The organism is Tenericutes bacterium MZ-XQ, from assembly GCA_002838205.1.
Lineage (GTDB): Bacteria > Bacillota_I > Bacilli_A > Acholeplasmatales > Acholeplasmataceae > Mariniplasma.
Genome location: CP017950.1, coordinates 1,528,188 through 1,554,430 on the forward strand (window position 1 = coordinate 1,528,188; position 26,243 = coordinate 1,554,430).

Genomic DNA, 26,243 nt, shown 5'->3' on the forward strand with positions numbered 1-26,243 from the left:
CCTATCTTTTAATATAATTGTCATGTAAACGATTAATTGTTTCTATTCTCTTCTTCGCGAATACTTTTGCTGCAATATGTGTATTGATATTTTCGCTTTCAGCGATATGATAAATGTCTAATAAGCGATCATAAATCTTTTCAATATCTCTAGTAGCACGTCCCACATTGTAATCTAATAACTCATGATAAACATTAATTAAACCACCAGCATTAATCACAAAATCAGGAGCATATAAAATACCTTTTTCTTTGATCATATCTCCATGAATATCTTCATCTAATAATACGTTATTAGCTGTACCAGCAATAATTTTCGCTTTGATTTGCGGAATCGTGTCTGAGTTTAAAGATCCACCTAAAGCACATGGAACCAATACATCTACATCTAATTTATAAAAATCTTCAGGTTTAACAAACTCTACATCTGGATTTTCTTTTTTAAGTCTTGCGATATGTTTTTCATTGATCTCAGAAAAATAAACTTTTTTCGCATTGTTCTTTACTAAATGTTTGATTAAATAATAACCCGTTTGCCCTGCGCCTTGAACTGCAAACGTGTATTTTGAAATATCCTCATCGCCAAATTGATGCATAAGTGATGCTCTAATACCATGGAATGCTCCAAGCGCTGTCATTGGCGAAGGATTTCCACTCTTACCTTCTAGTCCAACAACATAATCTGTTTCCATAGCAACAAAATCCATATCTTTAGTTGATGTATTCACATCTTCAGCAGTAATATATCTGCCATTTAAAGATTGAACATAGCGTCCTAAAGCTCTAAAGTATGCTTCAGATTTAACTTTGTCTGCTTCCCCAATTAATACTGTTTTTCCCCCACCTAAGTTGAGCCCAGCAGCAGCAGCTTTATAAGTCATACCTCTTGATAATCTTAAACAATCTAACACTGCAGCTTCTTCTGATTCATAGTTCCACAGTCTAGTTCCACCAAGGGCTGGCCCTAATGTGGTGTTATGAATACATGTAATTCCTTTCAATCCTGTCGTCTTGTCATAAAAATAGACTACCTGCTCATATCTATGTTTGGCCATGTAGTCAAAGTGTTTGAAATCGCTCATTTTAAATCTCCCTTCCATTTGTTAAAAGCACTTACATTTGTATTATAACATAGTTATAATAAGAATACATGAGAAAATTTAAGAATGTTTCTAAATAACATAATTTACCAAAAAAAGAGTACTAAAATTAGTACTCTTCTAGTCGTTTTTCTAATTGGTTGATCAGTTTACCTACATGAAAACCATCAACAAACGCATGATGAACTTCTATGGATAAAGGCATCATCATTTTTTCACCTTGTTTCTCAAATTTTCCCCATCCTATTCGAGGAACAGCATCTTTAGAATCTATGTTTGAAGGATGACTCGTTTGAGTAAACTTAGCCCAAGGAAACGTAGTTATATAAATTAAATCCTGTCTGACTTCTTCCTCTAAATCAATAAATTTATTGCCTTGACTTTTTGATTTTTGAATGGCTTTTTCTTGAAATGCATCAATATCATTTATGAAATCAGCATTCACTATTTTAAATGTATCACCATCTTCTATTTTATCTGTAAAAGAGGGTGAAACTAAATCAAAAAGAGAAGGTGCTCCATCTACAAATCGATATCTAAAATTTTCAATTTTATTTAATTCATCTAGTAATATCCACATAAATGAAAAGTAAAATGATCGTTTATTTGCTTTTACATAATCATAGAATTTTTTTACATCCAGTTCAACTGTAATTTGGTACCTTGGAAGCTCCATATCTTTATAAAACTCAAAAACATCTTTTCTCTTCCAAGAACTTATGTCAATTTTTTTCATCATCTAATCTCCCTAATAAAAATAATGTGCGTTCGTCGATGCGTTTTCTAATGAATTGACTAAAGAAAACGGCATCATATCCATGTACTGCATTTTTCATATGTCTCTCTACAACTTTAATACCTAATGATTTAAGCTTTTCTGCAAACCAGATGCCTTCATCTCTTAAACAATCATATTCCGCAGTTTCTATATATGTTGTTGGTAGTCCTTTTAAATCAGCAATTAAAAATGATGTATAAGTAAGCATACCATAATCACCATTTTTTAAATATATTTCCCACATGTTTTTATTTAAAATAGAGTTCCACATCGGTGTATCATCAAACATCTTCATTGATGGTGAGATTTGTCTATGGTCAATGACCGGATAAAACAACAACATACTCTCAAAAGATCTTTTTAGTCGATCCCTAACTAAAAGCGCAACACCAACTGATAAATTTCCACCCGCGCTATCGCCAGCAATAGATATTTGATTGATATCTATACCGAGCATATCTTTATTCTCAATCATCCATAAATAAGCTGAATAACAGTCTTCTAATCCTATTGGAAATGGGTATTTTGGCGCTAATCTATATTTAACAAAAACAGCTAAATGATTGGAGTCATCAATCATATCAGAAACCATTCTCAAATGAACCAAAGTTCCCTCAATTTGAAATCCACCACCATGAAGATATAGCAATCCTTTTTCATTTTTTGTTTCATCTTTATGTTTTAAGACAAATACTTTTATTTTCTTATTTTGATAGCCCTTAATGACATAAGTTTTTTTATTCATACCTTTTGTAGGTTTCGTAAAATATAAGCTCATATTAAAAATCATATTAAAAATAACTCTTCTAAACGAAGAATATTTTTTATACCGTAAAGGCCTTAATATTCTTAACTCTTTATCAATGTCATAAGGTTTCATCAAATCACTTTTCGAAAAGCTTTTTATACTCTCCATACCCTTCTTTTTCTAGGTCTTTTTTTGGGATAAACCTTAATGCTGCTGAATTGATGCAATATCTATATCCCCCTAGCTCAATAGGACCATCTGTAAATAGATGTCCCAAATGACTATCTGCATCTTTTGATCTAACTTCAGTTCTCATCATCCCAAAGCTTTTATCTAGCTTGGTATTGACTGATGTTAATGGTTTAGCGAAACTTGGCCACCCACAACTACTATCAAATTTATCAAGACTTGAAAACAAAGGTTCTCCAGATACGATATCAACATAGATCCCCTCTTCGTGATGATTCCAAAACTCATTTTCAAATGGTCTTTCAGTCCCTTGCTCTTGAGTCACATGATATTGTAATGGTGTTAGTTTTTTCTTTAAGTTTTCTTTTTTCATATTTTCACCTATCTTATACTAGTTTTTCTAAAAACACTTTTAAAACATCTACAAGCTTTATGATTTCGTATGATAATACTTCGTATGCTTTTTCTAAAGATGATTGATCTTTTTTCTCATTCATTTCCATCATATTTGTCAATAACCATGTTGCTCGTTTACCTGATAAATATGAACAAGAACCTTTAAAATAATGTAGTTTCTCTTTAATCTCAATACGATTTTTTGATTCTATAGCTTCTCTAATCGCATGCATATCTTTTTTATACTCTCCTAAGAAGGCTTCTATTACAGATTTAGCAATATCAAAACTATCATCAAACCTATACATATAATCTTTTTGGTCAAAAACTAAAAAAGAAGCTGGCACAAAGATTTGTTTTTGGACAGAAAGATGTTTTCTCAAAATCCGTTCTAATGCTTCCATATGAATTGGTTTAAATAGCACGTCATTCATTTGTGCCTCTTTCATCAAATCATAATCATTTAAAAATGCGTTTGCTGTTACCCCAATGATAGGAATATAACCATATTGCGGACCTAAGCTTCTAATGTTTTTTGATGCTTCAATACCACTCATCTCTGGCATCTGAATGTCCATAAGGATAATATCAAATCGCTCATTTTTTGCTGCCTCAATAGCCTTTTGTCCACTATCAACAAGTTTTGAATGGACTCCTTGTTTTTTCAATATGTTTTCAAGTGCAATTCGATTTAAGCGATTGTCATCTACGACCAAAGCATATCCAGATAATGCCTCGTTATATTTATCAAATCGTTCTTGTTTTCTTTCAAATAATTGCCCGACTATCTTTTGATATACAGTTTTTCTTGATATGATCTTTTGGAAATATAATTGAATTTGCATGTGATGTATACGATCAAAACTTCCAACTTTAATAAATAATGTAGATGATTTCGCATAGTTATTTTTATAAAAATCTATGAGTTCTAAAGACTTTTCCTGATTAAATACAATAAAATCGTACTTCTGAAGTTCATTTTCTTCAAAATAACTGACATACATACCCATAGAAAGGAACATCGTTTCAAAGTGTTTCATCACAAGATCTTGATCGGTAAGTAATACTTTAAGTCCATGAACTTCTTTAAAATCAACAAATCCCTGTTTTTTTAGAGATAGATTGAATGAAAACTTACTTCCCTTATTTGGTGTGCTTTCTAAATCTATAGAGGAACCAAGTTTTTCAATCAACTGCTTTACAATGGATAAACCAAGGCCTGTACCTTCATATTTTCTTGAATCTCCCGAATCAATCTGATAAAACTTATCAAATATCTTATCGATATGATGGTCATGAATACCAATACCTGTGTCTTCTATAGTAAATCTAACAAGGTCGAATACATCACCTTTTTCTATGCATTTAACACTCATTTTGATATATCCTTGATGTGTGTATTTAATCGCATTACTTAATAAATTTAAAATAATTTGTCTGATTTTTGAATAGTCAGCAATATAATGATGCTTGATCGAGTAATCAAAATCAAAATCAACATCTAATCCCTTTTCATATGCTTTTGAAAATATGGTCAACATCATATTTGTCAGTTCATTCTCTAGGTCAAATATATCTTCAAAAATATCAACCTGACCACTCTCTATTTTTGATATATCTAATAAATCATTAATCATCGACATCAAAGCTTTTGTTGAGTAAGATGCAATATCATGATATTCTTTTTGCTCTGTCGAAAGTTCAGTCGACTCAAGTAAATACAATGCATTAGAAATTCCATGTAATGGTGTTCTAAACTCATGACTAATTTTGGCTAAAAACTGATTTTTTTCTAAACTAGCCTCATCAGCTTTCTGTTTGAGTTCTATTAATACTTTTTGCTGTTCCTGTTTTAATATCGCATTGGTAATAACCTCGGAAAGAACTTTGAGCAAGTTCATTTCTTTATCATTCCATTGCCTTTTATTTCTAACATCATCAAAGCCAACAAATCCTAAACATTGATCCGCATTCATTAATGGAAGTGTTGTTACTGATTTTACACCTTGAGGCTCTAATATATCATATATTAAATGACCTTGTTTTAGTGCAATAACATCCTCGTAAATCACAGGATTTCCTTCTAAGTGATGATTGACCCATACTTGATCAAAAATGTCCATACTGATGTTTTGCAAATTCTCTATTTCTTTTGACACGTTTTTATTGCACCACTCAAATGTATTGCTCATGACACGTTTATCGTGATCATAACTAAATACATAAACACGATCTACATCAAGAAAATCGCCCACCATAGCAAGCGCATTTTCGATTTTCTCATGAAACTCATTGATGTTGATATTAATCAGTTCAGTTGCAATACTTAATACAATTTCTTGAAAACCATCATGATTATTCATAAATCCCTCTACATAAATGAAGTCTTATATAACTATTATATATGAAAACTCAATTTCTTGAAAGTATAAGAAAAAAAGGCATGCGCCTTTATTTTGAAAATCTATGTGCAATTGAGCTTGCTGCTGCTGCAGCCATAGCCCCAACGATGTCATCTAAAAATGTATTGCATCGATTTGGTTTTTTTCCTTCCTTATCCAAAACACCGATAATTCCCGGTTTTGCTTTATCTACATATCCAAAATTTGTAAATCCAATGGATCCATATACATTAACGATAGACAATGCCATGATTTCATCAATACCATATAAACCGTAGTCATTTAATAATATTGTTGAAAGTGGTTCAGATAACAAGCCTTTTTCAGCTAAAACATCAAGTTCTACACCTGTAATAACTGCATGTTGAACCTCTCTTTTCTTTACAACTTTTTTTACATGTTCTAAACAATACTCCAAAGTTAAATTTGGAATATATTTTTTTTGTAAGTCATAGGTGATTTCTGCAATATCTTCTAGTTTGACACCACGTTTTTCTAGTGTATCAACAACAATCTGATAGTTCTTTTGGGCTTCGCGAAGCTCTTCTTCTGTCTTTTGAAAACTCACGGAGATTCCTCCCTTTATTTTTAGAGTGTATTACTATTATACACGAATCAAGTGATTAATCAAGCCCAATATTTTTAATCCTCTTTTATAATGATGGTTTTGCTATTTTCTAAGTAAATAACATCCTCTATACTTAAGTCACTTCTACCTATTGAAAAATCAGTAGTCAATATTTGTGCACCACTTTCCATAGCATCTAAAAATCTTGATTGACTAAAATGTAGATTAGAATCTATTCTAGTTCTCACCATGAAGTGCTGATCAACTAGTGTTTTTATTTTTTCTACATCCACATCATTTTGTACAAAAAAGGATGCATAACTTGGTAATATCTCAGTATAATAACTTCCTATAAACATGGACTGTTTTTGTAAGGTTTTATCCATCTCATAGTAGGGCGCAGTATAATTTCCTGGATGTAAAACGAAAATCGTTTGATTCAAAAGATCACTAATCACTGGCCATCCATCATTCATGATGACATCACTTAAAACTTCAGTTTCATCAATCAAATGAGATGGTTTATATACATAAGTTTGAAGTTTAGTGCTGATAAGTTCATCTAAAAGGGTTAAAGCATTTTGGTCAAAAGCATCTAAAAATGGATCAAGCATCATCCAATCATCTTTGACTTCAACTAAAATGATAATCGGCAAATGTGTTTGATGTTCGGAAAAGAGCTTAATCTCTTCTAAAACAAGTTCAAAATTTACTGCTTGACTACTTTGATCTACAAGTGGTACATGTGTTAACTCAAAAACGCCGTTTCTAAATCTTAAATCAAACTCAAAACTTCTAATCCCGAGGTTAAGTTGGTCAGTTATAGACTGATAACCATAATTCAAAGCTCTTGCTTCAGCAAATGAGTCACCTAAACCAACGAAAAATCTACCGATTGCTGGACCTACTTTTTTGTAACTATTATGTGATGCAAGCATTCGAATATCGTCTAATTTTACAGATGGATTATCAAGATCAAAGTTCACAAAATTACTCTCATCGAGATCATCATGCTGCCCTGATTCATACAACTCTCTTATCATTTCCATGTGTTTTTCTTGTTTGTTGATATCAATCGTTCTTACTAAAACTAATCTAATGATAATCCCTAAAAAGAAAATGATTAGCATAGACAGTGTTATGATTGTTATTTTTAATAATTTCTTCATAATTTATCTCCTCAGTTTGAACACTTATTTGTCTTATTTATAAATCTAATATATAATAAAGAAAAAGGAGTTTTATTATATGGATAAATCAATAATTGCTCAAAAAAAACCTTATGTCGTTGAACTTGAAGCTGGTAAAAAGTACTTATTTTGCACTTGTGGAAAAAGTGAACATCAACCTTTTTGTGACCTTCAAAGTCATAAAGGAAGTAGTCATACACCTAAAACATTTACTGTAGAAAAAGATGGCACATACTATTTATGTGGTTGTAAGCACTCTAAAAATCAGCCTTATTGTGATGGCACACATAAAACTTTATAAACTCATGAGTTAGGAGATATCCCTAACTTTTTTTTTGCAGATAATTTGTCAATTCAAGTGCAACGCATCATAGTGCTCATTGATTACTTCTAATGGAGTTTTAAAGTTGATACATTTTCTTGGTCTATTATTCAAACGATTTAATACTTCATTAACTTCATGATGATCAGTTTGTGACAAATCCATTCCTTTTGGATAATATTCTCTTAATAAACCATTTGTATTTTCATTAGTTCCTTTTTGCCATGCACAATAAGGATCAGCGAAATACATCTGACAATTTAACTTCTCTTCAATCTCTTGATATCTAGAAAATTCTTTTCCACGGTCACATGTTATTGTTTTTACAAGTTCCGATGGAAACTGTGATAATAATTCAATCATCGCAGCCGTGACATTCTCACTTGTCCTATCGGGCAACAGTTTAACAAGATACAGTCTTGATTTACGTTCAACTAATGTGACAAAACAGTATTTACTTTTGCGCTGATGATTAAATCTTCCTGATTCAACTGTATCAGCTTCCCAGTGACCTATGGATTGTCTTTTATAAACTTCTTTAGGCCGTTTTTTTATCGGTTTACCAATATTGAATCGTCCTCTTGTTTCTGCAGGTCGTTTAAACTTGCCTTTACGTCTTAATTTTGTCATATTTCCTTTGATAAGATATTTCTTATGGATCCATCTATAAATAGTTGAAAAACAGGGGATTTTTTCAGGTTGTCCTTTATCTCTCATAGCTATTTGTTCTGGAGACCATTGTTGATTCAATTTGCTTTCAATATACTCTTTGATGATTGGTGATATTTTTACCTTTCTATGGCTATTGATTCGACGTTTGTTGTATTTTTTTTGTGCGACATGAGGTAAGTATTTGTAACGATATCCACATGAATTTCTCTTTAACTCTCTAGATATCGTACTAGGACTCCTCTTTACTGCTTTACTAATCTGTCTAATACTCACGCCTGATAACCATAACTGATATATACATGTTCTTTCTTCTATGGTAAGATGTATGTAGTTCATAGTTTCTCCTTTTGTGTTTGTTTGGTCACTTACATTATAAAGGAATCTATGAACTTTTTTGATTTTTATTTAGTGTTGCACTTGTAATTATAAATTATCTGCAAAAAAATCTTTGATTTCAAGCATATGTAATGTCTCATTCCACAATCTCTCAATCACTTCTTCTTTATATGTGATTGGATTTGATGTTACAATCACACCATGTCTGACGTAACTTCCGGATTGATTATCAAAGTTGGGTTCTGTTATAACATTTAACATATGTCTAGCGGCAACTTCAGGATCAATACCTTTTTTTGCTCGCCATGTCCATATGAAACTAGCTAATTTCGATGTGTTTTTAGTTCCAATATCAGTTTTCACTAAACCTGGATCAATGGCATATATTGGTATATCTTTATACTTACTAGCAAATCCTTTTACAAATAATACATTATATAGTTTAGATCTTTTATATGACCTTAAAATTGAATAAAGTGTTTTGGTCTCTAGATTATTAAAATTAATGTTAGCTCTATAATGTGACTGTGAACTAACCACAAGTATTCTTGATTTTGTATTTTGATTCATATAATCAAGTAATTGGTAAGTTAAATCTACAACAGCCAAATGATTTACTTGAAAGGTTAACTCGTGATTGTCTTTACTGATATGATATCCTGAAGTAACTCTTCCTGCAACATGGCACATATAATCAAGTCTTATGTTTTTTTCTTCCAAAAGATGTATGACCTGATTTGAGATATTTATAATGCCTTCATGATTGCTTAAATCACCTTTAACAATCATAAGTTCACTCTTGTTATCTAAATGATTTACTTCTTTTTTTAACTGTTCAATTTTCTCATCACTTCGACCTAACCCTATCACGTCAATATTAGCCTTTAAAAGTGTTAAAACTAAACTTTTGCCTATACCCGAAGTTGCACCTGTTACTAATGCCAATTTTCTCATTTTAATCACCACATCTATCTATTGTTTTCCTTTATTATACATGATATCATTTTGAGATGAAATTTTTATGTTATAATAATTTTGAATACGGAGGTTAACATGAAAAAAATTAGTGTTTATTCTGAAGTCGCACCCCTAAAAAAAGTACTTTTACATCGTCCTGGCAGGGAACTAGAGAACTTAACACCAAAGTGGTTAAATGAGTTGTTATTTGATGATATCCCTTGGCTTATTAAAGCTCAAGAGGAGCATGATTATTTAGCTAAAGTTTTGAAAGAAAATGGCGTGGAAGTTGTTTATTTAGCTGATTTAGTTGAAGAAAGTCTTTACACACCAGCTATTAAAAAACAATTTATCGACCAATTTTTAAAAGAATCGAATCTTAATCATCATAAATCAAAACAAAAAGTTTATGATTACTTGAGCAACATGCCAACAAAAGAAATGATTTTAACAACGATGTCAGGTATTGTCAAAACCGATTTTCAGACTTACAGAAAGCAAACTTTGAAAGACTACATTAGAGATTATCCATTTATCACAGATCCAATGCCGAATCTTTATTTTACAAGGGATCCATTTGCATTTGTCTATGACCATGTCTCACTTAATAAGATGTATAAGAACACAAGAGCACGAGAAACCATATATGGTGAATATATTTTCAAATATCATCCAATCTATAAAGATACACCTAAAGTTTACGATAGATCTGAAGATTATTCGATTGAAGGTGGAGACATTTTAGTTCTAAGTGATCAAGTGATTGCGGTAGGTATATCTGAAAGATCAGAACCAGATGGCGTAGAAAATTTTGCGAAACACATTTTCGCAAAAACTGATGCAGAAGTTGTTTTAGCAATTGACTTACCTAAAAAAAGAAGTTTCATGCATTTAGATACAGTTTTAACTCAAGTTGACAAGGATAAGTTCTTGATTCATCATGATTTTTTAGGCAACTTAAATGTATATGAAATCTATAGAGGAAGTCGTCCAAAAACACTTAGAATCATCCCTAAAAATTACTCAATAAAACGTCTATTCTCATATCATTTAAAAACTAAAATTACAGTCATCCCATGTGGTGGAGATGATAAAATCGCATCAGATAGAGAACAATGGAATGATGGTGCCAACGCACTTGCAATAGCGCCTGGTGTTGTGATTGTTTATGAAAGAAACGCAATCACAAATAAACTCTTACAAGAAGAGGGCGTTAAGACCATCGAAATTCCATCTAGTGAGTTATCTAGAGGTCGTGGCGGTCCAAGATGTATGAGTATGCCACTGATTAGAGAAAGTAAAAACAGCTGATTTTGTCAGCTGTTTTTTAATGTAATATATCTATAATTATTTGTTTCAATGACTTTAAACCCAACTTTATCTGCCATCACTTCAAATGTTTTTGGAGTGTAGAATGTGACATGGCTTGGGTCTCTAATGTAAAACCAATCAAAAAATTCATCTTTTTCTTTCGGGTGAAAAAGCGTCATAATGGCTAGTATACCATCTTTTTTTAAAACACTTTTCAATTGATTTAGTGTCTGTCTAGGTTGCCATAGATGTTCAAAAACTTCAGAAGAAATGATGCCGTCATAGACATGATTAAATACTGATTCATCCTTTGCATAAAAGTAATCATATATATCCACATCAAAATGATATCTTTTATTCAAAATTTCCTTTAAAACAGGTTCAGGTCCACTACCAAAATCTAACAAATGACCTTTTTTTATGTGTGGAATCAATGCACTATCTACAAAATTTGTAAGAAAGTTCACGTATCCTTGGTCTTCAATAGAGTTTTCATGTTGTTCATAAACATGCTTCTCTTCTTTAAGTGTTATTCTATTGGTTTCATCTTTATAAATCACTTCACAAGATTCACACTCATGAAAAATCATATCAAACCTTGGATGTTTATATGTTTTTATTTGTTTTGATCCGCAGATCTTACATATAGGCATAAACCCTCCTAAAATATATTGATTATAATTTCATATATGATTGGAATAAGTAATGCAGGTAGCAAGTTGGCTACTTTTATTTTTTTAATTTCCATAAAGTTAAATCCAATAGCAATCAATATAATACTTCCAATCATAGATAATGCACTGATTATATCTGGTGTTGCATAACTGCTTAAATATCTTGCTAAAAGCGTGATTGATCCTTGATAGACAAGAACACTGATTGCTGAAAAGGCAACCCCAATACCTAAGAAAGAAGCCAATACCATTGCGGTAATAAAGTCTAATGTTGATTTAATTAGTAGTGTTGTCATGCCTAGACCTAATCCATCTTGAATTGCGCCTGTAATTGCCATAGCGCCCACACAAAAGATTAAGGTTGCTGTAATGAAACCTTTAGCAAGCGGTGGTAGCTTGTATTTTTTTTCGACTTTGTATGCCAGATCAGTAAGTCTTTGATCGATATCAATCCACTCACCTATGATCACACCAATCACTAAAGATAATATGATGAGCAAATCCATTCGTGTTGAAAAAGACGTTCCATCAAAGACTATAAAATCTTTGACAAACCACCCAATAGATAATGCAATCAAGCCTAATCCTAACGTGAACATAATTGCTTTTTGTATTTTTTCAGATAATCCCTTTTTAAAAATGATGCCTAGAAAGGTCGCTAGTATAATTGCAGCTGCATTAATTATAGTTCCCATAATATGTCATTCACCTTGTTTATATACCTTTCTTTAAAAATATGAAGAGTCAATCAAGAAACTTGAAAGACTCTTTATCATTACCATGGAAGTGGATCGTTCTTAATGTGGTTGTCGTATAAATCTATAAAAGCTTGTTTAAATTTTTCTGGTAGCTTATATGATTGATATTCAATGTGATTTTCTAAATGTTCGATATTTTTAATACCAGGAATCACTAAATCAATTTCATCAAAGCTCATGATAAATGCAATCGCATATTTCGTAACATTGTCATCTTTAGTGATATTTTTGATTTCTTGAACGAGTTTAGCTCTTCTTTCAATCGTTTCAATATCCCATCTCGAACGGATGCCTTCAAACTCGGAATTTTCATTATATTTGCCAGTTAACCAACCTGAATCAAGTGGAACTTTTGTAATAAGCGTTATTCCTTTTTCTTTAGCTTTTTTGAACAATGGTCTCGCTTCTTGAAAAAAGATATTAAATAGTATCTCTACTACATCAACATTTAAATGTTCGATCACAGCTTCTAACTCTTCATAAGTATCAATACTTACGCCATAGGCCTTAATTAAACCTTCTTCTTTAAGACGATCTAACTCTTCAAAATGATCTGTTTCGTGTTTTAATATGCTCATATCTGGATTATGTAATAAAACGCTATCTAGTGATTTAACCTTTAGTCTTTCTAAAGATTCATAAATTTGCTCTTCTAGTGATGAAACACTAAAATCAGTACTTCCATCAGCCATATGCCCAAGCTTTGTATTAACAATGATTTGATCTTCTTTACCAGATATTGCATCACCGATAATTGTTTCACTCATGCCTGCTGCATATCCAGGGGCTGTATCAAAAAAGCGAATACCTGAGTTTATAGCTTTTTTGACAAGTCCTACTCCATCATCATAAGCCATATAACCCCAAAATTCAGTATTGCCTAATTGCCATGCACCAAATCCTAACCTTGGTGTTTTCTTATTTGTTTTTAAAAAGGTAAATTCCTTCATAAAGCACCTCCGTTACCATACTTTTATTTTAACATACAATTTTCGATGTTTAGCCTCTAAAGAGCTAAAAATCATGATAAAATAAACAAAAGGAGATGATTTTGTGAACATCATAAAAAAACAACTCATGATACCGACAACCCAAAAAAAACGTACGATCAGAGTTTTAGTTCCGGATGATTATGCAAAAAGTGATCAAGCATATCCTGTGATTTATATGCATGACGGACAAAACCTATTTGAAGATCGTACTGCTTACAATCAGTCATCGTGGAGAGTATATGAAACTTTATCACAGTTAAAAACTGATAATAAAATTAAAAGAGATGTAATTGTTGTTGGCATTGACAATTCTGATTTACGGTTTTTTGAGTATTCCCCTTGGGTTGGAAAAGACATGGTTAAAAAAATGTTTAAGATTCAGATCGGCGGTCTCGGTGATGTCTATGCTGATTTTGTAGTTAAGAAAGTTAAACCTTATATCGATAAAAATTTTAGAACGCTACCTAATTATGAACATACTTCAATTGCCGGAAGTTCTATGGGCGCTTATATTTCTACATATATTGCCGCAAAACATCCTGATATATTTAAAAATGTTGGTGTTTTTTCATTAGCATCTTGGTTTAATGAAGATGATTTTTTGAAATATATTGATGTAGCTGACATTAAACCAGATCAAAGGTTTTTTATATCCATCGGCAAGAACGAGTCATCTGACCCATCAAATAAAAACTTCAATAAAATATATTTAAATAACAGTAGACATTTAAAAACTCATTTAGAAGAAAAAAATGTAGAAGATATCTTCTACATTGAAACTGATGATATTCATAATGAACTTGCATGGCGAAAAATGTTTGAAACATTTGCGCTTTGGTTATTAAAATAAAAATTTATTCAAACATCCATTTTAAAACATCTTTAATATACATATCCCATAATCTCCATTCATGACCACCTGGTGATTCTTGATGAATATATGGGATGTTTTTTTCATTTAAATTTTTCAATAGATTGATGTGATCTGGATAAAGAAAGTCATCTGTTCCACAAGCAATAAATAGGCCCGGTATGTGCCCTTTATTATATGCTTTTTCTAACAAATAAAAAATGTCATTCTTTGTGCCTTTGACAGGCATTTTTCTAAATGCACTGATAAACTGTTTGCTTTTTGGTAAATGCTTATTGAGTTCATACAATCTATCCACATCGATAGCACCCGAAAGGCTTGCTATTTTTTCATATTTGTTTGGATAGGTTAATCCGATTTTTAATGCCCCATACCCACCCATGGATAATCCAGCAACATATCGATCTTCTTTCTTTTTAGATACAAGAAACATATGTTCAATGATTTGAGGTAATTCTTTAGCAACATAATCAAAATATTTAATGTTGTATATATTATTTGTATAATAACTATTATGAACCGAAGGCATCACAACACAAATACTATACATATTTGCATACCTCTCAATTGCAGTTTGTCTCATCCAGTCCATATAATGTCCTGTGTATCCATGTAATAGATATAAGACCTTAACTTTTTTTGCTTCTCAATATGCTCTGGATAGATAACTGCAACAGTAGTATTCATATCTAACATGTTTGATTTCATTTGAATTTCCATAAATGCCATAGTATCACTCCTCAAACTCATTATACAAGATGATGTTTTAAATAAGAATACTATTTTGTGATTATTTCTTTCATAGTTTAAGATAATCCCCAATAAACATGAAAGATGACCCATAATATGATAAAATATAAGATAAATGACACCAAAGGAGAATCTTATGGACAAACAAAGTTATCAATTATCTTATGAAGATACTATAAAAAATCTAAATACTCACATAGAAAATGGCTTAACTGAAGATGAAGCCAAAAAGCGATTAGAAAAATATGGTAGAAATGAGTTGGAAGAATCTAAAAAAAGACCACTGATTTTAAGATTTTTCGATCAAATCAATGACTTTATGATTTATGTGCTTATTGCTGCATCAATCTTATCATTTGTTACAGATGAGCCTTCAGAAGGTATCTTAATCTTAATGATTGTTTTATTAAATGCTTTACTCGGTTTATTTCAAGAAGCAAAAGCTGAAAAAGCACTGGAATCAATCAAAGCTATGTCTTCGCCACAAGCAAAAGTTTTAAGAGATGGTCAAGAAAAATTAATCGATGTTAAATTTCTAACTGTTGGTGATATTGTTATTTTAGATGCAGGAGATTATGTCCCTGCTGATGTTAGAATCATAGAATCCATTAACTTAAAAACTGACGAGTCTCCATTAACTGGTGAAGCCATTCCTGTTGAAAAAACAGTAGAAATAATTAATGAAGATGAAGTTGCATTAGGTGATCGTACCAATTTAGGATTCATGGGGACTGTAGTCACTTATGGACGAGGTAAGGCAGTTGTTATACACACTGGTATGCAAACTGAATTAGGGAAAATAGCGACAATGCTTAGTGAAACAATGTCAGAAACCACGCCGCTTCAAAAAAGTATGGCAAAACTTGGTAAGACCTTAGCTTTACTTGCCCTAGGTATTACATTCATCATCTTCGCAATTACAATTATTGAAGCTTATACCATTGACGGAAGTGCTTCATTTGAAGATTGGAAAGAAGCATTACTTACTTCTGTTGCGTTAGCTGTAGCTGCAATTCCTGAAGGATTACCTGCAATTATTACGATTGTATTAGCTTTAGGCATGCAAAATCTTGTTAAAAAGAATGCAATTATTAGAACTCTTCCTGCTGTAGAAACTTTAGGATCTACGAGTATCATATGTTCAGATAAAACTGGTACATTAACACAAAATTTAATGACTGTTACAAAAGTTTTTGTTGAAAATAAATTAGTAGATATCAATGAGAAAACCAAAACTAATGAAGCCTTAGATAAATTAACATTATTTGGTGCCTTATGTAATGACACGAAAGTCTCTATTCAAGACAATCAATATGTAAAAATAGGGGATCCAACTGAAATAGCATTCATCGATCTTGCACTTACATTAAATAAAAAGCCAATGGATATGATTGATGATAATGAAAGAATATACGAACTTCCATTTGACTCAGATCGAAAAATGATGACAACTGTTCATGATTTTAAAGATGGAAGATACGCAGTTGTTAAAGGGGCACCTGATGTCATCTTTAGTCGTTCTTCTTCTGTTTATAACCAAGAAAAATTTGATATTAAGCCCTATGAAAAAGCAAATCAGGATATGTCAAACAATGCTTTACGCGTATTAGCTGTTGCATTTAAGAAAATAGATAAGTCATTAACATTAAAAAACTTAACAACTGATGATCTAGAAACTGACTTAACGCTCCTTGGTTTAGTTGGCATGATTGATCCTGCAAGACCTGAAGCAAAAGACGCTATCGAATTATGTAATAGAGCTGGTATTAAAACGATTATGATTACCGGTGATCATATCAATACTGCAGTTGCGATCGCTCGTGATCTAAATATTCTATCTGATCATGAACTTGCAATCACGGGTAAAGAACTTGATCAAATGAGTGATGATGAATTTTTTGAAAAACTAGAAAACATAAGAGTATACGCTCGTGTAAGTCCAGAAAACAAAGTTCGTATTGTTGATGCCTGGAAAAGAGCAAATAAAGTTGTTGCAATGACTGGTGATGGAGTCAATGATGCTCCTTCTATTAAAAAAGCTGATATTGGTATATCAATGGGTATCACAGGTACAGAAGTTGCAAAAGGTGCAGCTGATATGGTCTTAACCGATGATAATTTTGCAACGATTGTCAATGCAGTAAGCGAAGGTAGAACCATTTTTGCAAACATAAAAAAAGCAATCCACTTTTTACTCAGCTGTAATATCGGTGAAATTGTTACAATTTTCTTAGGAACAACTATCGGCATATTAATCTTTAGCGGTCGCGTTACTACACTTACCGCTGTTCAAATCCTATGGGTAAATCTTGTAACTGATTCACTCATGGCTATTGCATTAGGTTTAGAACCTAAAGAAGAGAATATCATGGATCAACAGCCAAGAGATACACAAAAATCGATATTTGCTGATGGATTAGGTATGAAAATTGGACTTCAAGGTTTAATGCTAGGATTAATTTCATTTGCAGCATATATCATCGGATGGTTCTTAGAGCCTTCAGCAATTAGAGAAGTAAAAATGATTACTGCGCAAACAATGACGTTTATCGTTCTTGCATTATCCCAATTAGCTCATGCATTCAATGTAAGAAGTGAACTCTATTCAATCTTTAAACTTAAGAGAAATAAGTTTATTTTCTATGCTTTAGCAGCAAGTATTACTTTACAACTACTGGTTGTATTCATACCATTTACAAGAGATGTTTTTGGTATAACAGCACTACCTTTTAACTACTGGTTTATTATTATTGGATTAGTAATTCTACCCATATTAATTATCGAAAGTATTAAGTTAGTTAAAAACCGTAAGTAAAGATAAAGCCGAATCGCTTGATTCGGCTTTTTTTATGCAGGAATTAAATCAATTAGTTCTTCAATGAGCTTAATTTCTTTTTTTATTTCTTCAAAAAATGTTTGATCAATTTCTCTAAACATCCTCAAATCAAAAGAATCAATTCTTGTGTCTAAAGCGATATAAACTTGATTATCTTTAAATCCAAACATGACTCTTTTCGCAACACTTCTAAACTCAATAAGTTTTTCCATAAACGCTGGTTTTAATAAGTAAAATGCAGAATGTTTATCAACTGAAAACACATCATAAAGTTTATTAAAAGCAATCGATTCTAAATCAACTCTCTGTAATTCAGAAAACCAATTAAACCCTATAGATAGATTCGGCATGATATAGACATCGTTTTCAAATTTTTTCTCAAAATCAATCATGAAAAATCTGCCTTGAAAAACTGTAACAACCGTTGTAGATTTACCATTACTTCTAACATCTTGAAGTTTTACATCAGCGCAAGCAAATTTTTTATCCTTCATAACGCCTGATAAATAATCTTCACTATAATATCTATCTTCTTTTTTCAGTATTTTCGATCCATATACCACTTCTTTTTCAAAGCCTTTTTTTGGATCATAATCAATGCCTTTAATCTCATCCTCAATGATTTTTTTAACATGTATGGCTTTGAAATCAGTAGATAGTTTTTTAAACTGTGATCCCGTAATTGCCATGATGAGACCACCAGCAATAAATCCAATCATAAAAACTGGATTTGCAATAAAACTGATAAATGATATACCTGTAATTGCTCCCCCAAAAATCATGAAGCCTTCTAACCTTTTCTTCTTGTTATTTATTTCTCTTAGATCCATTTGTCTTCACCAATTTAACCCAATTGTTACTTACGCTAACTGATTTTATACTCGCGATAAACTTACCGAATTGTGAGAACCCAAATTCTTTATAATTGAAGCCTAAGAAGATTTCTTCTAGTTCTTGCTTTAATTGTGACAACAACATCTTATTTGTTTTCTGTTCACTGACTATGTCGATAACTTTCTTAGCGATTTCATCAAAATTCAACCCTGATTTAAACTCTACAATCATATCATTTTGAATCGTTCTTAGTCCAGAAAATGTATTGACTAAGCTGGATAAATTCTTAACTCCGTATTTTCTTACATCAAAATCAGAACTTCTATTTCTTAACATATTGCCTAAATTACTTAATGGCATCTTATTGCCATTATCTATGATGATATCTTTTATGATTTTTTCAATGTCATCATCGTCATTATTCATTGTAGTTGAAGCAGTTCCATCTTCATCTTCTAAATACTCAAAATACTTAAACTCATTACATGCTGACTTGAAAGCCTCTGTAACTTTCTTTTCATTACCAACACCAATAACGGTCATACCACCTTCTCTAAGTTTCATCGCAAGTGGTGTGAAATCACTATCGCTTGTAATCAAAAAGAACGTATTAACTTTTTCTTGATACATCATCTCTAAAGCATCAATTGCCATCGCCATATCTGCAGCATTCTTTCCAGATGCAACATTATACTGATGCATCGGTTTAATCGCATAGTTTAAAGCTGTTTGGTGCCATTCTTTTGGTAAATTCCATATATCTCCATAAAACCTTGCAATGACAATTCTCCCATATTTTGCGATCTCATGCATGATTGGTTTAATATATTTAGCTGAAATATTTTCAGAATCAATTAAAAGTGCAATTCTATAATTATTTTGTTCCATATGAACCTCTTTTCTAAACATCGTTTTGTCTATATTAAGTATAGCATAATTAGTGCAAAATGAAAATGTCACACTAAAACAAAAAAAGAAGATATTAAGCCAATATCTTCTTTTATTATCAATCATTTCTAATCGATTAATTCATAATTTCTAAATTTAGCAACTTGCTTAACATCTTTATCTCCACGACCGGATAAGTTGACAACAATAATCTTATCTTTAGGAAGTTTTGGTGCAAGTCTTATTGCTTCTACGACAGCATGTGAACTTTCAATCGCTGGTATGATACCTTCTACTTTTGATAAATATTCAAATGCAGACACAGCTTCTTCGTCTGTTGCACTTACATAATTAACTCTTCCGATATCTTTTAAATATGCATGCTCAGGTCCAATACCTGGATAATCTAAACCTGCAGAGATCGAATAAACTGGAGAAATTTCACCATCATCTTCAGTTAACACAAGTGTTCTCATACCATGAATCACAGCTTCTTTTCCTAGTGTCATGGTTGCAGCATGTTCTTTCGTATCAATACCTTTTCCAGCTGCTTCTACACCAATAAGATTAACTTCTTTATTATCTATAAAATCGTAGAATGCTCCAATAGCATTACTTCCACCACCTGCGCAAGCAATGACATAATCAGGAAGTCTTTGTTCGACTTCATTTAGTTGTACCTTAATCTCTTCGCCAATCACTTTTTGGAAATCTCTTACCATCATTGGATATGGATGTGGACCTACTGCTGAACCAATTAAGTAAAAAGTATCTTCTAGTTCACTACTCCATGTAATTAAAGCACTATCTACTGCCTCTTTTAAAGTCTTTAAACCATCATGAACTGCAACAACTTTAGCTCCTAATAGCTCCATACGATAGACATTTAAAGACTGCTTAATCATATCGACATATCCCATGTGAATCTCACATTCCATACCAAATAATGCTGCCGCAGTTGCAGTCGCAACGCCATGTTGTCCAGCCCCAGTTTCCGCAATCAATTTCTTTTTACCCATGCGTTTTGCAAGGAGTGCTTGACCAATCACGTTATTGATTTTATGTGCACCTGTGTGATTTAAATCTTCTCTTTTGAAATAAATTTTTGCGCCACCAAGATCTTCTGTCATATTTTTTGCATAATACAATAAAGAAGGTCTATTTGCATACGTTCTTAAATAAAATTTAAATTCATTTAAAAAATCCTCATCATGCTTATACTTGTTATAAGCCTCTTCTACTTCTTTAACCGCTTTAAGAATAGGTCCTGGGACATATTGTCCACCAAATTTTCCAAACTCCATTTCTTTTTCCTTTCTCGTCTTTTTAGGAAAAAGTATTTGTTTTTTGGGTATAAAAAAAGAGCATCATCCATCGGGACGAGATGCTCGTGGTACCACCCAAATTCAAGAAACTATGTTTCTCCTTTAACAAAATACTCCATCATTTAAGACTTTTATATTTTTAGTTTGCTAACGGAAACCAACCGGCTCAGGCTACTTATTTCACCCTGCTTCTCAAAAGGCCATTCACTTAGTTATTGAATATATCCATCTTTCACTACCATGGACTCGCTAAATATGTTTACCTAAGTTACTCTTCTTTATCATAGAATTTACTCTTTATTATAATGAATTTTTTTTCTTTGTCAACATATAAACTATTTTTTTACATACAAGCGTAGATGATGTATAACAAAGCGGTAATGATTGGTATGATACTCATGATCAGCTTGATCAAATTTGTCTTACTCATATCCTTAAAAAATTTTAATATTGTCGCTAAAGGTATCATTAGCGCAACCACATAAAACGCACTTCTCAAAACCATAAAGAATGTATCATCGTATAATGTGTTTGTACAAACGCTGCCCCTAATTATAAATACACCTTGTATAATCATATAAATGAATAAACTATATAAAATAGTAAAAAATATTGAAGTTGTATTTAAATATTTCTTAGCTATCATTTCTATGCCCCCTAAGTTTTTATACGCTTCCATTATATCTTTTTAATAAAAAATGTCAACATAAAGTCAATTGAAATATTCTAAATCTTTACAGATTGTTTTGTTCTAGTCAAACATCATTTTAGTTTTGTTCGCGATTTTAACTAATATCAACATCACAGGAACTTCTACTAATACACCAACGATTGTCACAAGAGCTACACCTGGATTAAGGGGGAATAATGCGATTGCTACAGCAACTGCTAACTCAAAGAAATTGCTCGCACCAATCATACCTGCAGGAGCAGCAACATCATGTGGTAGTTTAATCAATTTTGCGCCATAATAAGCAATAAAAAATATGAAAAACGTTTGAATAACAAGTGGAATACTAATGAGTAAAATATGTGTTGGATTATCAATGATGAGATCACTTTGGAGTGAAAAGATAAGAATTAAAGTCACTAATAAACCCATAATGGTTGTTTTCGAAAATTTTGGAATAACTATTTCTTTTAAAAATTCTTCACCCTTATTTTTGATTATATAATATCTTGTAAGCGAAGCTGCTAGAAGCGGAATCACTACAAAGATTAAAACTGATAAAAATAGTGTACCCCATGGTACAGTTATACCACCAATACCTAATAGCAAACCTACAATAGGTACAAATAGTAACAATATGATTAAATCATTGGTTGCTACTTGAACAAGGGTATATGCAGGATTACCTCTAGTTAAACTACTCCAGACAAAAACCATAGCTGTACATGGTGCAGCACCTAGTAAAACAGCACCTGCCAAATAATCATTTGCTAACTCATTAGGTATTAGATTTTTAAATAAAACAAAGAAAAACAAGCTAGCAATTAAAAACATGGTAAATGGTTTTATAAGCCAATTAACAAACCAAGTAAGATATAAACCTTTTGGATTTTTTCCAACATTTTTGATAGAAGTGAAATCTATTTTTAACATCATTGGATAGATCATAATCCAAATAAGAATACCAATAGGTATATTAACATTGTAAACTTCAAATTGATTTAAAAACTCTGGTATAAATCCTAAAAAATTCCCAATCAAAAGTCCAATACTCATACATAGTAATACAAACAATGTTAAGTATTTTTCAAAGAAGCTCATCTGTTTCATGACTATAATTCGCCTTTTTCAATACGTTCAATCAGTTCAACAACTTTTTTTCTAACCAACTCACGAGTCTCTTCAAATCCACTTTTTGGACCACCGCTTGGATCATCTAATCCCCAATCTTCTCTATGATTACATGGCACAAAAGGACATTCGACCCCACAGCCCATCGTGATTAAGATATCTAAATCATCTGGAAGGACATCTAGTAATTTACTTTTCGCATGACTCATATCAACACCTGCATCCGTCATGACTTCTAATGCCATAGGTTTTGGAGCATCATACTTTTCAGTGCCTGCAGAATATGCTTCAATAACACCCTCACCTAAATGTTTAGCCCAACCTTCAGCCATAATACTTCTACAACTATTGTGTATACAAACAAACGCTACTTTCTTCATACATATACTTGTATACTCAAAACTGTAATAATAGTTAGAGTATAACTTCCTTTCTTTCTATTGTTATAATTAAATTAAGCACTGTGGATTTGTGTCATTTATATATAGCTTTGACTATTGGAGGAGACTCTTACCACAGTTCTTATTTTTAATGTCAATCAGTAAGTTAGCGCTTGACGCTTCATCACAAGACTACATAAATAAGAAATCTGTGACTTACCCAGTGCTAAAACTTATATTGGAGGTGTTTTTATGTACTTAATCGGAATTGATATCTCTAAGTACAAACACGACTGCTTCATAGCTACTGAAGCAGGTATTCAAATCAAAGCATTCAGCTTTGATAACAATCGTTTAGGTTTCGATTTATTTCTTGAGGTCTTAAAATCTTTAGATCAGTCAAAAGAAATAAGAATAGGTCTTGAGTCAACAGGACACTATGGATCAAACCTTAAACAGTTTATCACGGCATCTGGTTATACTTATCTGGAATTTAACCCTTACTTAACGCACATGTTTTCCAAGGCATTATCGTTACGTAAGACAAAGACAGATAAAGTTGACGCCAAAACGATTTCAAGTATGCTAGGTTCTGTTGACTACAAGACCTTACATACTAAATTTTACCACATCAACGAATTAAAACAACTGGTAAGGTATCGTCATGTTCAAATGGTCAATCGTTCTAAAACACTCATTGAACTGACAAACATCCTTGATCGTATCTTTCCTGAGTTTAAACCTTTTTTTAACGAAAGACTCTCTAGTAGTGCGATGTTCATCCTTAAAAAGTTCAAATCCAGAGCAAGAATTTCGAAACTTTCTAACAATGACTATGAATCCATTAGAAGTCACTCTAAAGGCAGATTATCTTATGTTAGAGTTCAAAAACTTAAATCTTTAGCTAAATCATCAGTTGGATATGAAACTCAGTCTGATCTGTTACTTCTTAAACACTCCATAAAACACTATGAGACGTTAACTGAAATCATTGAATCTGTTGAACATGAAATCATCCATCTCATGGAAAATATCAATCAAACACTGACAACCATTCCAGGTCTCAACATCATCTCTGCAGCAATTATCATCGCCGAACTTGGTGATTTTAAAAACTTTACAAATCCAGCTCAAATTGTTTCATTTGCTGGACTGGATACATCTGTCAATCAATCAGGAACAATAGAAACCAGAGGACATATCGTCAAACGTGGATCCGGATTACTTAGAATGACTTTTTGGCAAATCACTTTTGCGGGCTTAAGATTGAATCCTAAACTCTATGATTATTACCTTAAGAAACGTGCTGAAGGTAAACATCATAAAGTCGCCATGGTTCACTCTGTTAGAAAACTAATACGCACGATATACTATTTAGGTGTCAACCAACTGACATTTGATCATTCACATTTCAAATAATCAAATGAGGGTGTAGCTACCTCTTATTTGTTCATAAAACTTATATAGGCTTCCATGTGAGGTCTTTTACTATTTTTTATCATTTATTGCTTGACTTATTATAGTAAGTCTCCTTTTATTTTAAAATTTCTACAAGTTTTGAAACTACAGGTACTTGCCCTGATATGACAACTTTTCCATCAACAACAAGTGCTGGTGTACGCATCACACCATAAGACATAATGTCTTTAATTTCTGTAACTTTTTCTACTTCTGCTTCAATATTTAATGCTTTTAAAGCATCATAAACATTTTTTTCTAATTTTTTACAACTTGGACAACCTGTACCTAATACTTTAATATTCATTTTCTTATCTCCTTTTTATATGAATAAATAACCAAATATATTAAATAAATAACCCGTAATGATAATACCAACAACTACAATAGATACAAACATCGTTAATAGTTTAGGTTTAATCACTTTTTTAAGCATAATGATTGATGGTAAGCTTAATGCTGTTACAGCCATCATAAGGGCTAATACAGTCCCAATGCCAACACCTTTTAACACTAATGCTTCTGCTATCGGTAATGTTCCAAAAATGTCTGCATACATTGGAATGCCTACAATCGTCGCGATCAATACAGAAAATGGATTGTTATCTCCTAAAACAGTTTCAATCAATGACTGTGGGACATAACCATGAATGATTGCACCTATACCGACACCTATGAAAATATACATCCATACTCTTGAAATGATTTCCTTAACCTGCTCGAAAGCATATGTATGCTTTTCTTTTCGTGTTTTACTTTCAGTTTCAATATTAGTCATAGTTTCTTTTTGTTCTGTAATGAACGATTCCACATGTTTTTCCATATGGAATTTATCGATGAGCAATCCACCAATGACTGCAATCACTAATCCAACAACGACATAAGACAATGCAATCGTCCAATTAAAGATGCTCGCAAGAAGTATCACAGATGCAAGGTCAACAAGAGGTGATGAAATTAAAAACGAAAATGTAACCCCGACTGGTAATCCGGCTTTTGTAAATCCAATAAAAATTGGAATTGATGAACACGAACAAAATGGAGTTACTGTGCCTAATAATGCACCAACAACATGACCAGATATCCCTTTAAATTTAGATAAGGTCTGTCTAGTTCTTTCTGGAGTTATATTCGACTGTATATAAGATGATATATATATTAATACCGATAATAGAATAAATATTTTGATTACATCATAAATAAAAAACGATAGACTGTCTTTTATATAAGTTTGTTCTTTTATTCCGACTACATCAACTAAAAATCTATCAACAAGTGATTGTAACCAAGTCATTTTTAGCAGAGCATCATTTAAAAAAGCAAAGAAATCTCCTATATACTGCATGCATCTTCACTCGCGTTTTTCAAATTTTCTAAAAATTCAATCATCTCATCAATTTTTGACCGATCAATGTAATGCTTAATCCAATTACCTTCTCTTCTAGCGGTTGCTAGTCCAGATTTTGTAATATGTTTTAAGTGATAAGATAGTGTTGGTTGTGAAATTGGCAGTTTATCGATTAAAGTACATCCGCATGTTTCTCCTTTAATTAATAACTCCACAATCTCTAACCGGTTCAAATCTGAAAGCACTTTAAAGTAATCTACCATTTTTTCTTTCATAAATTCATTCCATCCTATATCGATGTTTATCTATATTGATAACCATCTATATTATAAACCAATAAACATCGATTATCAATCTTTT

Annotated in this window: 25 protein-coding genes and 2 pseudogenes; 5 read left to right on the forward strand and 22 right to left on the reverse strand. The window is 32.0% G+C overall.

Translation table 11 applies throughout. From position 1 onward, the window contains the following. Position 1 precedes the first annotated feature (1 nt). The 7 genes from BK011_07580 to BK011_07610 form a co-directional block, all read right to left on the reverse strand. Entirely contained in the window at positions 2–1,081 is a 1,080-nt protein-coding gene (locus tag BK011_07580; protein ID AUD65560.1) for a leucine dehydrogenase, read from the reverse strand. A gap of 127 nt (positions 1,082–1,208) precedes the next feature. Further along, positions 1,209–1,838 (reverse strand): hypothetical protein, encoded by a 630-nt coding sequence (locus tag BK011_07585; protein AUD65561.1) that lies wholly within the window; start codon positions 1,836–1,838, stop codon positions 1,209–1,211. After that, positions 1,822–2,793, reverse strand: a complete 972-nt coding sequence (locus BK011_07590) for a hypothetical protein (GenBank protein ID AUD65562.1) — start codon at positions 2,791–2,793, stop codon at positions 1,822–1,824. Before BK011_07590 ends, BK011_07585 begins: the two co-directional genes overlap by 17 nt. After that, complete coding sequence (locus BK011_07595; protein AUD65563.1) at positions 2,762–3,187, reverse strand: peptide-methionine (R)-S-oxide reductase; 426 nt, start codon at positions 3,185–3,187, stop codon at positions 2,762–2,764. Before BK011_07595 ends, BK011_07590 begins: the two co-directional genes overlap by 32 nt. Positions 3,188–3,200: 13 nt before the next feature. Continuing rightward, positions 3,201–5,573: a hypothetical protein gene (locus BK011_07600; protein ID AUD65564.1), complete on the reverse strand. Its 2,373-nt coding sequence runs from the start codon at positions 5,571–5,573 to the stop codon at positions 3,201–3,203. 88 nt (positions 5,574–5,661) lie between these two features. Continuing rightward, a complete protein-coding gene (locus tag BK011_07605) occupies positions 5,662–6,126 on the reverse strand; it encodes a phosphatidylglycerophosphatase A (protein AUD66167.1) in 465 nt (154 codons plus the stop codon). A gap of 128 nt (positions 6,127–6,254) precedes the next feature. Then, entirely contained in the window at positions 6,255–7,349 is a 1,095-nt protein-coding gene (locus tag BK011_07610) for a hypothetical protein (protein ID AUD65565.1), read from the reverse strand. Between the two features lie 79 nt (positions 7,350–7,428). Here BK011_07610 and BK011_07615 point away from each other — a divergent pair, with 79 nt between their 5' ends. Beyond that, positions 7,429–7,671 carry a hypothetical protein gene (locus BK011_07615; GenBank protein ID AUD65566.1) on the forward strand — a complete coding sequence of 81 codons (243 nt, stop codon included), beginning with the start codon at positions 7,429–7,431 and terminating at the stop codon, positions 7,669–7,671. 48 nt (positions 7,672–7,719) lie between these two features. On the opposite strand, the gene BK011_07620 is transcribed toward BK011_07615, so the two are convergent. Then, entirely contained in the window at positions 7,720–8,700 is a 981-nt protein-coding gene (locus BK011_07620) for an IS30 family transposase (GenBank protein AUD65567.1), read from the reverse strand. An 87-nt stretch (positions 8,701–8,787) separates the two neighbouring features. Further along, on the reverse strand, positions 8,788–9,654 hold the full coding sequence (locus tag BK011_07625) for a hypothetical protein (protein ID AUD65568.1): 867 nt from the start codon (positions 9,652–9,654) through the stop codon (positions 8,788–8,790). Between the two features lie 99 nt (positions 9,655–9,753). On the opposite strand from BK011_07625, the gene BK011_07630 reads away from it, so the two are divergent. Next, positions 9,754–10,968: an arginine deiminase gene (locus tag BK011_07630; GenBank protein AUD65569.1), complete on the forward strand. Its 1,215-nt coding sequence runs from the start codon at positions 9,754–9,756 to the stop codon at positions 10,966–10,968. 5 nt (positions 10,969–10,973) lie between these two features. On the opposite strand, the gene BK011_07635 is transcribed toward BK011_07630, so the two are convergent. The 3 genes from BK011_07635 to BK011_07645 form a co-directional block, all read right to left on the reverse strand. Beyond that, positions 10,974–11,621 (reverse strand): hypothetical protein, encoded by a 648-nt coding sequence (locus tag BK011_07635; protein ID AUD65570.1) that lies wholly within the window; start codon positions 11,619–11,621, stop codon positions 10,974–10,976. Between the two features lie 8 nt (positions 11,622–11,629). Next, positions 11,630–12,340, reverse strand: a complete 711-nt coding sequence (locus BK011_07640; GenBank protein AUD65571.1) for a hypothetical protein — start codon at positions 12,338–12,340, stop codon at positions 11,630–11,632. Between the two features lie 77 nt (positions 12,341–12,417). After that, a complete protein-coding gene (locus tag BK011_07645) occupies positions 12,418–13,350 on the reverse strand; it encodes an oxidoreductase (GenBank protein ID AUD65572.1) in 933 nt (310 codons plus the stop codon). Positions 13,351–13,423: 73 nt separating this feature from the next. Here BK011_07645 and BK011_07650 point away from each other — a divergent pair. Beyond that, positions 13,424–14,242 (forward strand): annotated as a pseudogene (locus tag BK011_07650) (hypothetical protein). Positions 14,243–14,246: 4 nt separating this feature from the next. On the opposite strand, the pseudogene BK011_07655 reads toward BK011_07650, so the two are convergent. Then, a pseudogene (locus BK011_07655) lies at positions 14,247–14,900 on the reverse strand (hypothetical protein). 249 nt (positions 14,901–15,149) lie between these two features. On the opposite strand from BK011_07655, the gene BK011_07660 reads away from it, so the two are divergent. Further along, complete coding sequence (locus BK011_07660) at positions 15,150–17,828, forward strand: calcium-translocating P-type ATPase, PMCA-type (GenBank protein AUD65573.1); 2,679 nt, start codon at positions 15,150–15,152, stop codon at positions 17,826–17,828. A gap of 32 nt (positions 17,829–17,860) precedes the next feature. On the opposite strand, the gene BK011_07665 is transcribed toward BK011_07660, so the two are convergent. The 6 genes from BK011_07665 to BK011_07690 all read right to left on the reverse strand — a co-directional run bounded on the left by BK011_07665 (position 17,861) and on the right by BK011_07690 (position 23,077). Beyond that, positions 17,861–18,679, reverse strand: a complete 819-nt coding sequence (locus BK011_07665) for a hypothetical protein (GenBank protein AUD65574.1) — start codon at positions 18,677–18,679, stop codon at positions 17,861–17,863. Further along, positions 18,657–19,571 carry a hypothetical protein gene (locus BK011_07670; GenBank protein ID AUD65575.1) on the reverse strand — a complete coding sequence of 305 codons (915 nt, stop codon included), beginning with the start codon at positions 19,569–19,571 and terminating at the stop codon, positions 18,657–18,659. The genes BK011_07665 and BK011_07670 overlap by 23 nt, the downstream gene beginning before the upstream one ends. A gap of 128 nt (positions 19,572–19,699) precedes the next feature. Beyond that, the gene (locus BK011_07675; protein ID AUD65576.1) at positions 19,700–20,875 is read right to left on the reverse strand and encodes a tryptophan synthase subunit beta; all 1,176 of its coding nucleotides are present in this window, start codon (positions 20,873–20,875) and stop codon (positions 19,700–19,702) included. Positions 20,876–21,239: 364 nt separating this feature from the next. Then, positions 21,240–21,542, reverse strand: coding sequence for a hypothetical protein (locus BK011_07680; protein AUD65577.1), 303 nt, complete (start codon positions 21,540–21,542; stop codon positions 21,240–21,242). 105 nt (positions 21,543–21,647) lie between these two features. Further along, on the reverse strand, positions 21,648–22,676 hold the full coding sequence (locus BK011_07685) for an arsenical-resistance protein (protein ID AUD65578.1): 1,029 nt from the start codon (positions 22,674–22,676) through the stop codon (positions 21,648–21,650). Between the two features lie 2 nt (positions 22,677–22,678). Continuing rightward, positions 22,679–23,077 carry a low molecular weight phosphatase family protein gene (locus BK011_07690; GenBank protein AUD65579.1) on the reverse strand — a complete coding sequence of 133 codons (399 nt, stop codon included), beginning with the start codon at positions 23,075–23,077 and terminating at the stop codon, positions 22,679–22,681. Between the two features lie 252 nt (positions 23,078–23,329). On the opposite strand from BK011_07690, the gene BK011_07695 reads away from it, so the two are divergent. After that, a complete protein-coding gene (locus BK011_07695; protein ID AUD65580.1) occupies positions 23,330–24,496 on the forward strand; it encodes a hypothetical protein in 1,167 nt (388 codons plus the stop codon). Positions 24,497–24,611: 115 nt separating this feature from the next. Here the strand turns inward: BK011_07695 and BK011_07700 are convergent, their stop codons facing one another. The 3 genes from BK011_07700 to BK011_07710 are packed head-to-tail and all read right to left on the reverse strand — an operon-like array spanning position 24,612 to position 26,158. Then, the gene (locus BK011_07700; GenBank protein ID AUD65581.1) at positions 24,612–24,842 is read right to left on the reverse strand and encodes a hypothetical protein; all 231 of its coding nucleotides are present in this window, start codon (positions 24,840–24,842) and stop codon (positions 24,612–24,614) included. 15 nt (positions 24,843–24,857) lie between these two features. Further along, complete coding sequence (locus BK011_07705; GenBank protein AUD65582.1) at positions 24,858–25,880, reverse strand: hypothetical protein; 1,023 nt, start codon at positions 25,878–25,880, stop codon at positions 24,858–24,860. Then, on the reverse strand, positions 25,868–26,158 hold the full coding sequence (locus BK011_07710) for a hypothetical protein (protein ID AUD65583.1): 291 nt from the start codon (positions 26,156–26,158) through the stop codon (positions 25,868–25,870). The genes BK011_07705 and BK011_07710 overlap by 13 nt, the downstream gene beginning before the upstream one ends. Positions 26,159–26,243: the final 85 nt, after the last annotated feature.

Excerpts from the sequence above, each read along its gene's own strand:
- BK011_07580 (AUD65560.1), bottom strand. The coding sequence starts at position 1,081 with ATGAGCGATTTCAAACACTTTGACTACATGGCCAAACATAGATATGAG.
- BK011_07585 (AUD65561.1), bottom strand. The coding sequence starts at position 1,838 with ATGATGAAAAAAATTGACATAAGTTCTTGGAAGAGAAAAGATGTTTTT.
- BK011_07590 (AUD65562.1), bottom strand. The coding sequence starts at position 2,793 with ATGGAGAGTATAAAAAGCTTTTCGAAAAGTGATTTGATGAAACCTTAT.
- BK011_07595 (AUD65563.1), bottom strand. The coding sequence starts at position 3,187 with ATGAAAAAAGAAAACTTAAAGAAAAAACTAACACCATTACAATATCAT.
- BK011_07600 (AUD65564.1), bottom strand. The coding sequence starts at position 5,573 with ATGAATAATCATGATGGTTTTCAAGAAATTGTATTAAGTATTGCAACT.
- BK011_07610 (AUD65565.1), bottom strand. The coding sequence starts at position 7,349 with ATGAAGAAATTATTAAAAATAACAATCATAACACTGTCTATGCTAATC.
- BK011_07615 (AUD65566.1), top strand. The coding sequence starts at position 7,429 with ATGGATAAATCAATAATTGCTCAAAAAAAACCTTATGTCGTTGAACTT.
- BK011_07620 (AUD65567.1), bottom strand. The coding sequence starts at position 8,700 with ATGAACTACATACATCTTACCATAGAAGAAAGAACATGTATATATCAG.
- BK011_07625 (AUD65568.1), bottom strand. The coding sequence starts at position 9,654 with ATGAGAAAATTGGCATTAGTAACAGGTGCAACTTCGGGTATAGGCAAA.
- BK011_07630 (AUD65569.1), top strand. The coding sequence starts at position 9,754 with ATGAAAAAAATTAGTGTTTATTCTGAAGTCGCACCCCTAAAAAAAGTA.
- BK011_07635 (AUD65570.1), bottom strand. The coding sequence starts at position 11,621 with ATGCCTATATGTAAGATCTGCGGATCAAAACAAATAAAAACATATAAA.
- BK011_07645 (AUD65572.1), bottom strand. The coding sequence starts at position 13,350 with ATGAAGGAATTTACCTTTTTAAAAACAAATAAGAAAACACCAAGGTTA.
- BK011_07660 (AUD65573.1), top strand. The coding sequence starts at position 15,150 with ATGGACAAACAAAGTTATCAATTATCTTATGAAGATACTATAAAAAAT.
- BK011_07665 (AUD65574.1), bottom strand. The coding sequence starts at position 18,679 with ATGGATCTAAGAGAAATAAATAACAAGAAGAAAAGGTTAGAAGGCTTC.
- BK011_07670 (AUD65575.1), bottom strand. The coding sequence starts at position 19,571 with ATGGAACAAAATAATTATAGAATTGCACTTTTAATTGATTCTGAAAAT.
- BK011_07675 (AUD65576.1), bottom strand. The coding sequence starts at position 20,875 with ATGGAGTTTGGAAAATTTGGTGGACAATATGTCCCAGGACCTATTCTT.
- BK011_07680 (AUD65577.1), bottom strand. The coding sequence starts at position 21,542 with ATGATAGCTAAGAAATATTTAAATACAACTTCAATATTTTTTACTATT.
- BK011_07685 (AUD65578.1), bottom strand. The coding sequence starts at position 22,676 with ATGAAACAGATGAGCTTCTTTGAAAAATACTTAACATTGTTTGTATTA.
- BK011_07690 (AUD65579.1), bottom strand. The coding sequence starts at position 23,077 with ATGAAGAAAGTAGCGTTTGTTTGTATACACAATAGTTGTAGAAGTATT.
- BK011_07695 (AUD65580.1), top strand. The coding sequence starts at position 23,330 with ATGTACTTAATCGGAATTGATATCTCTAAGTACAAACACGACTGCTTC.
- BK011_07700 (AUD65581.1), bottom strand. The coding sequence starts at position 24,842 with ATGAATATTAAAGTATTAGGTACAGGTTGTCCAAGTTGTAAAAAATTA.
- BK011_07705 (AUD65582.1), bottom strand. The coding sequence starts at position 25,880 with ATGCAGTATATAGGAGATTTCTTTGCTTTTTTAAATGATGCTCTGCTA.
- BK011_07710 (AUD65583.1), bottom strand. The coding sequence starts at position 26,158 with ATGAAAGAAAAAATGGTAGATTACTTTAAAGTGCTTTCAGATTTGAAC.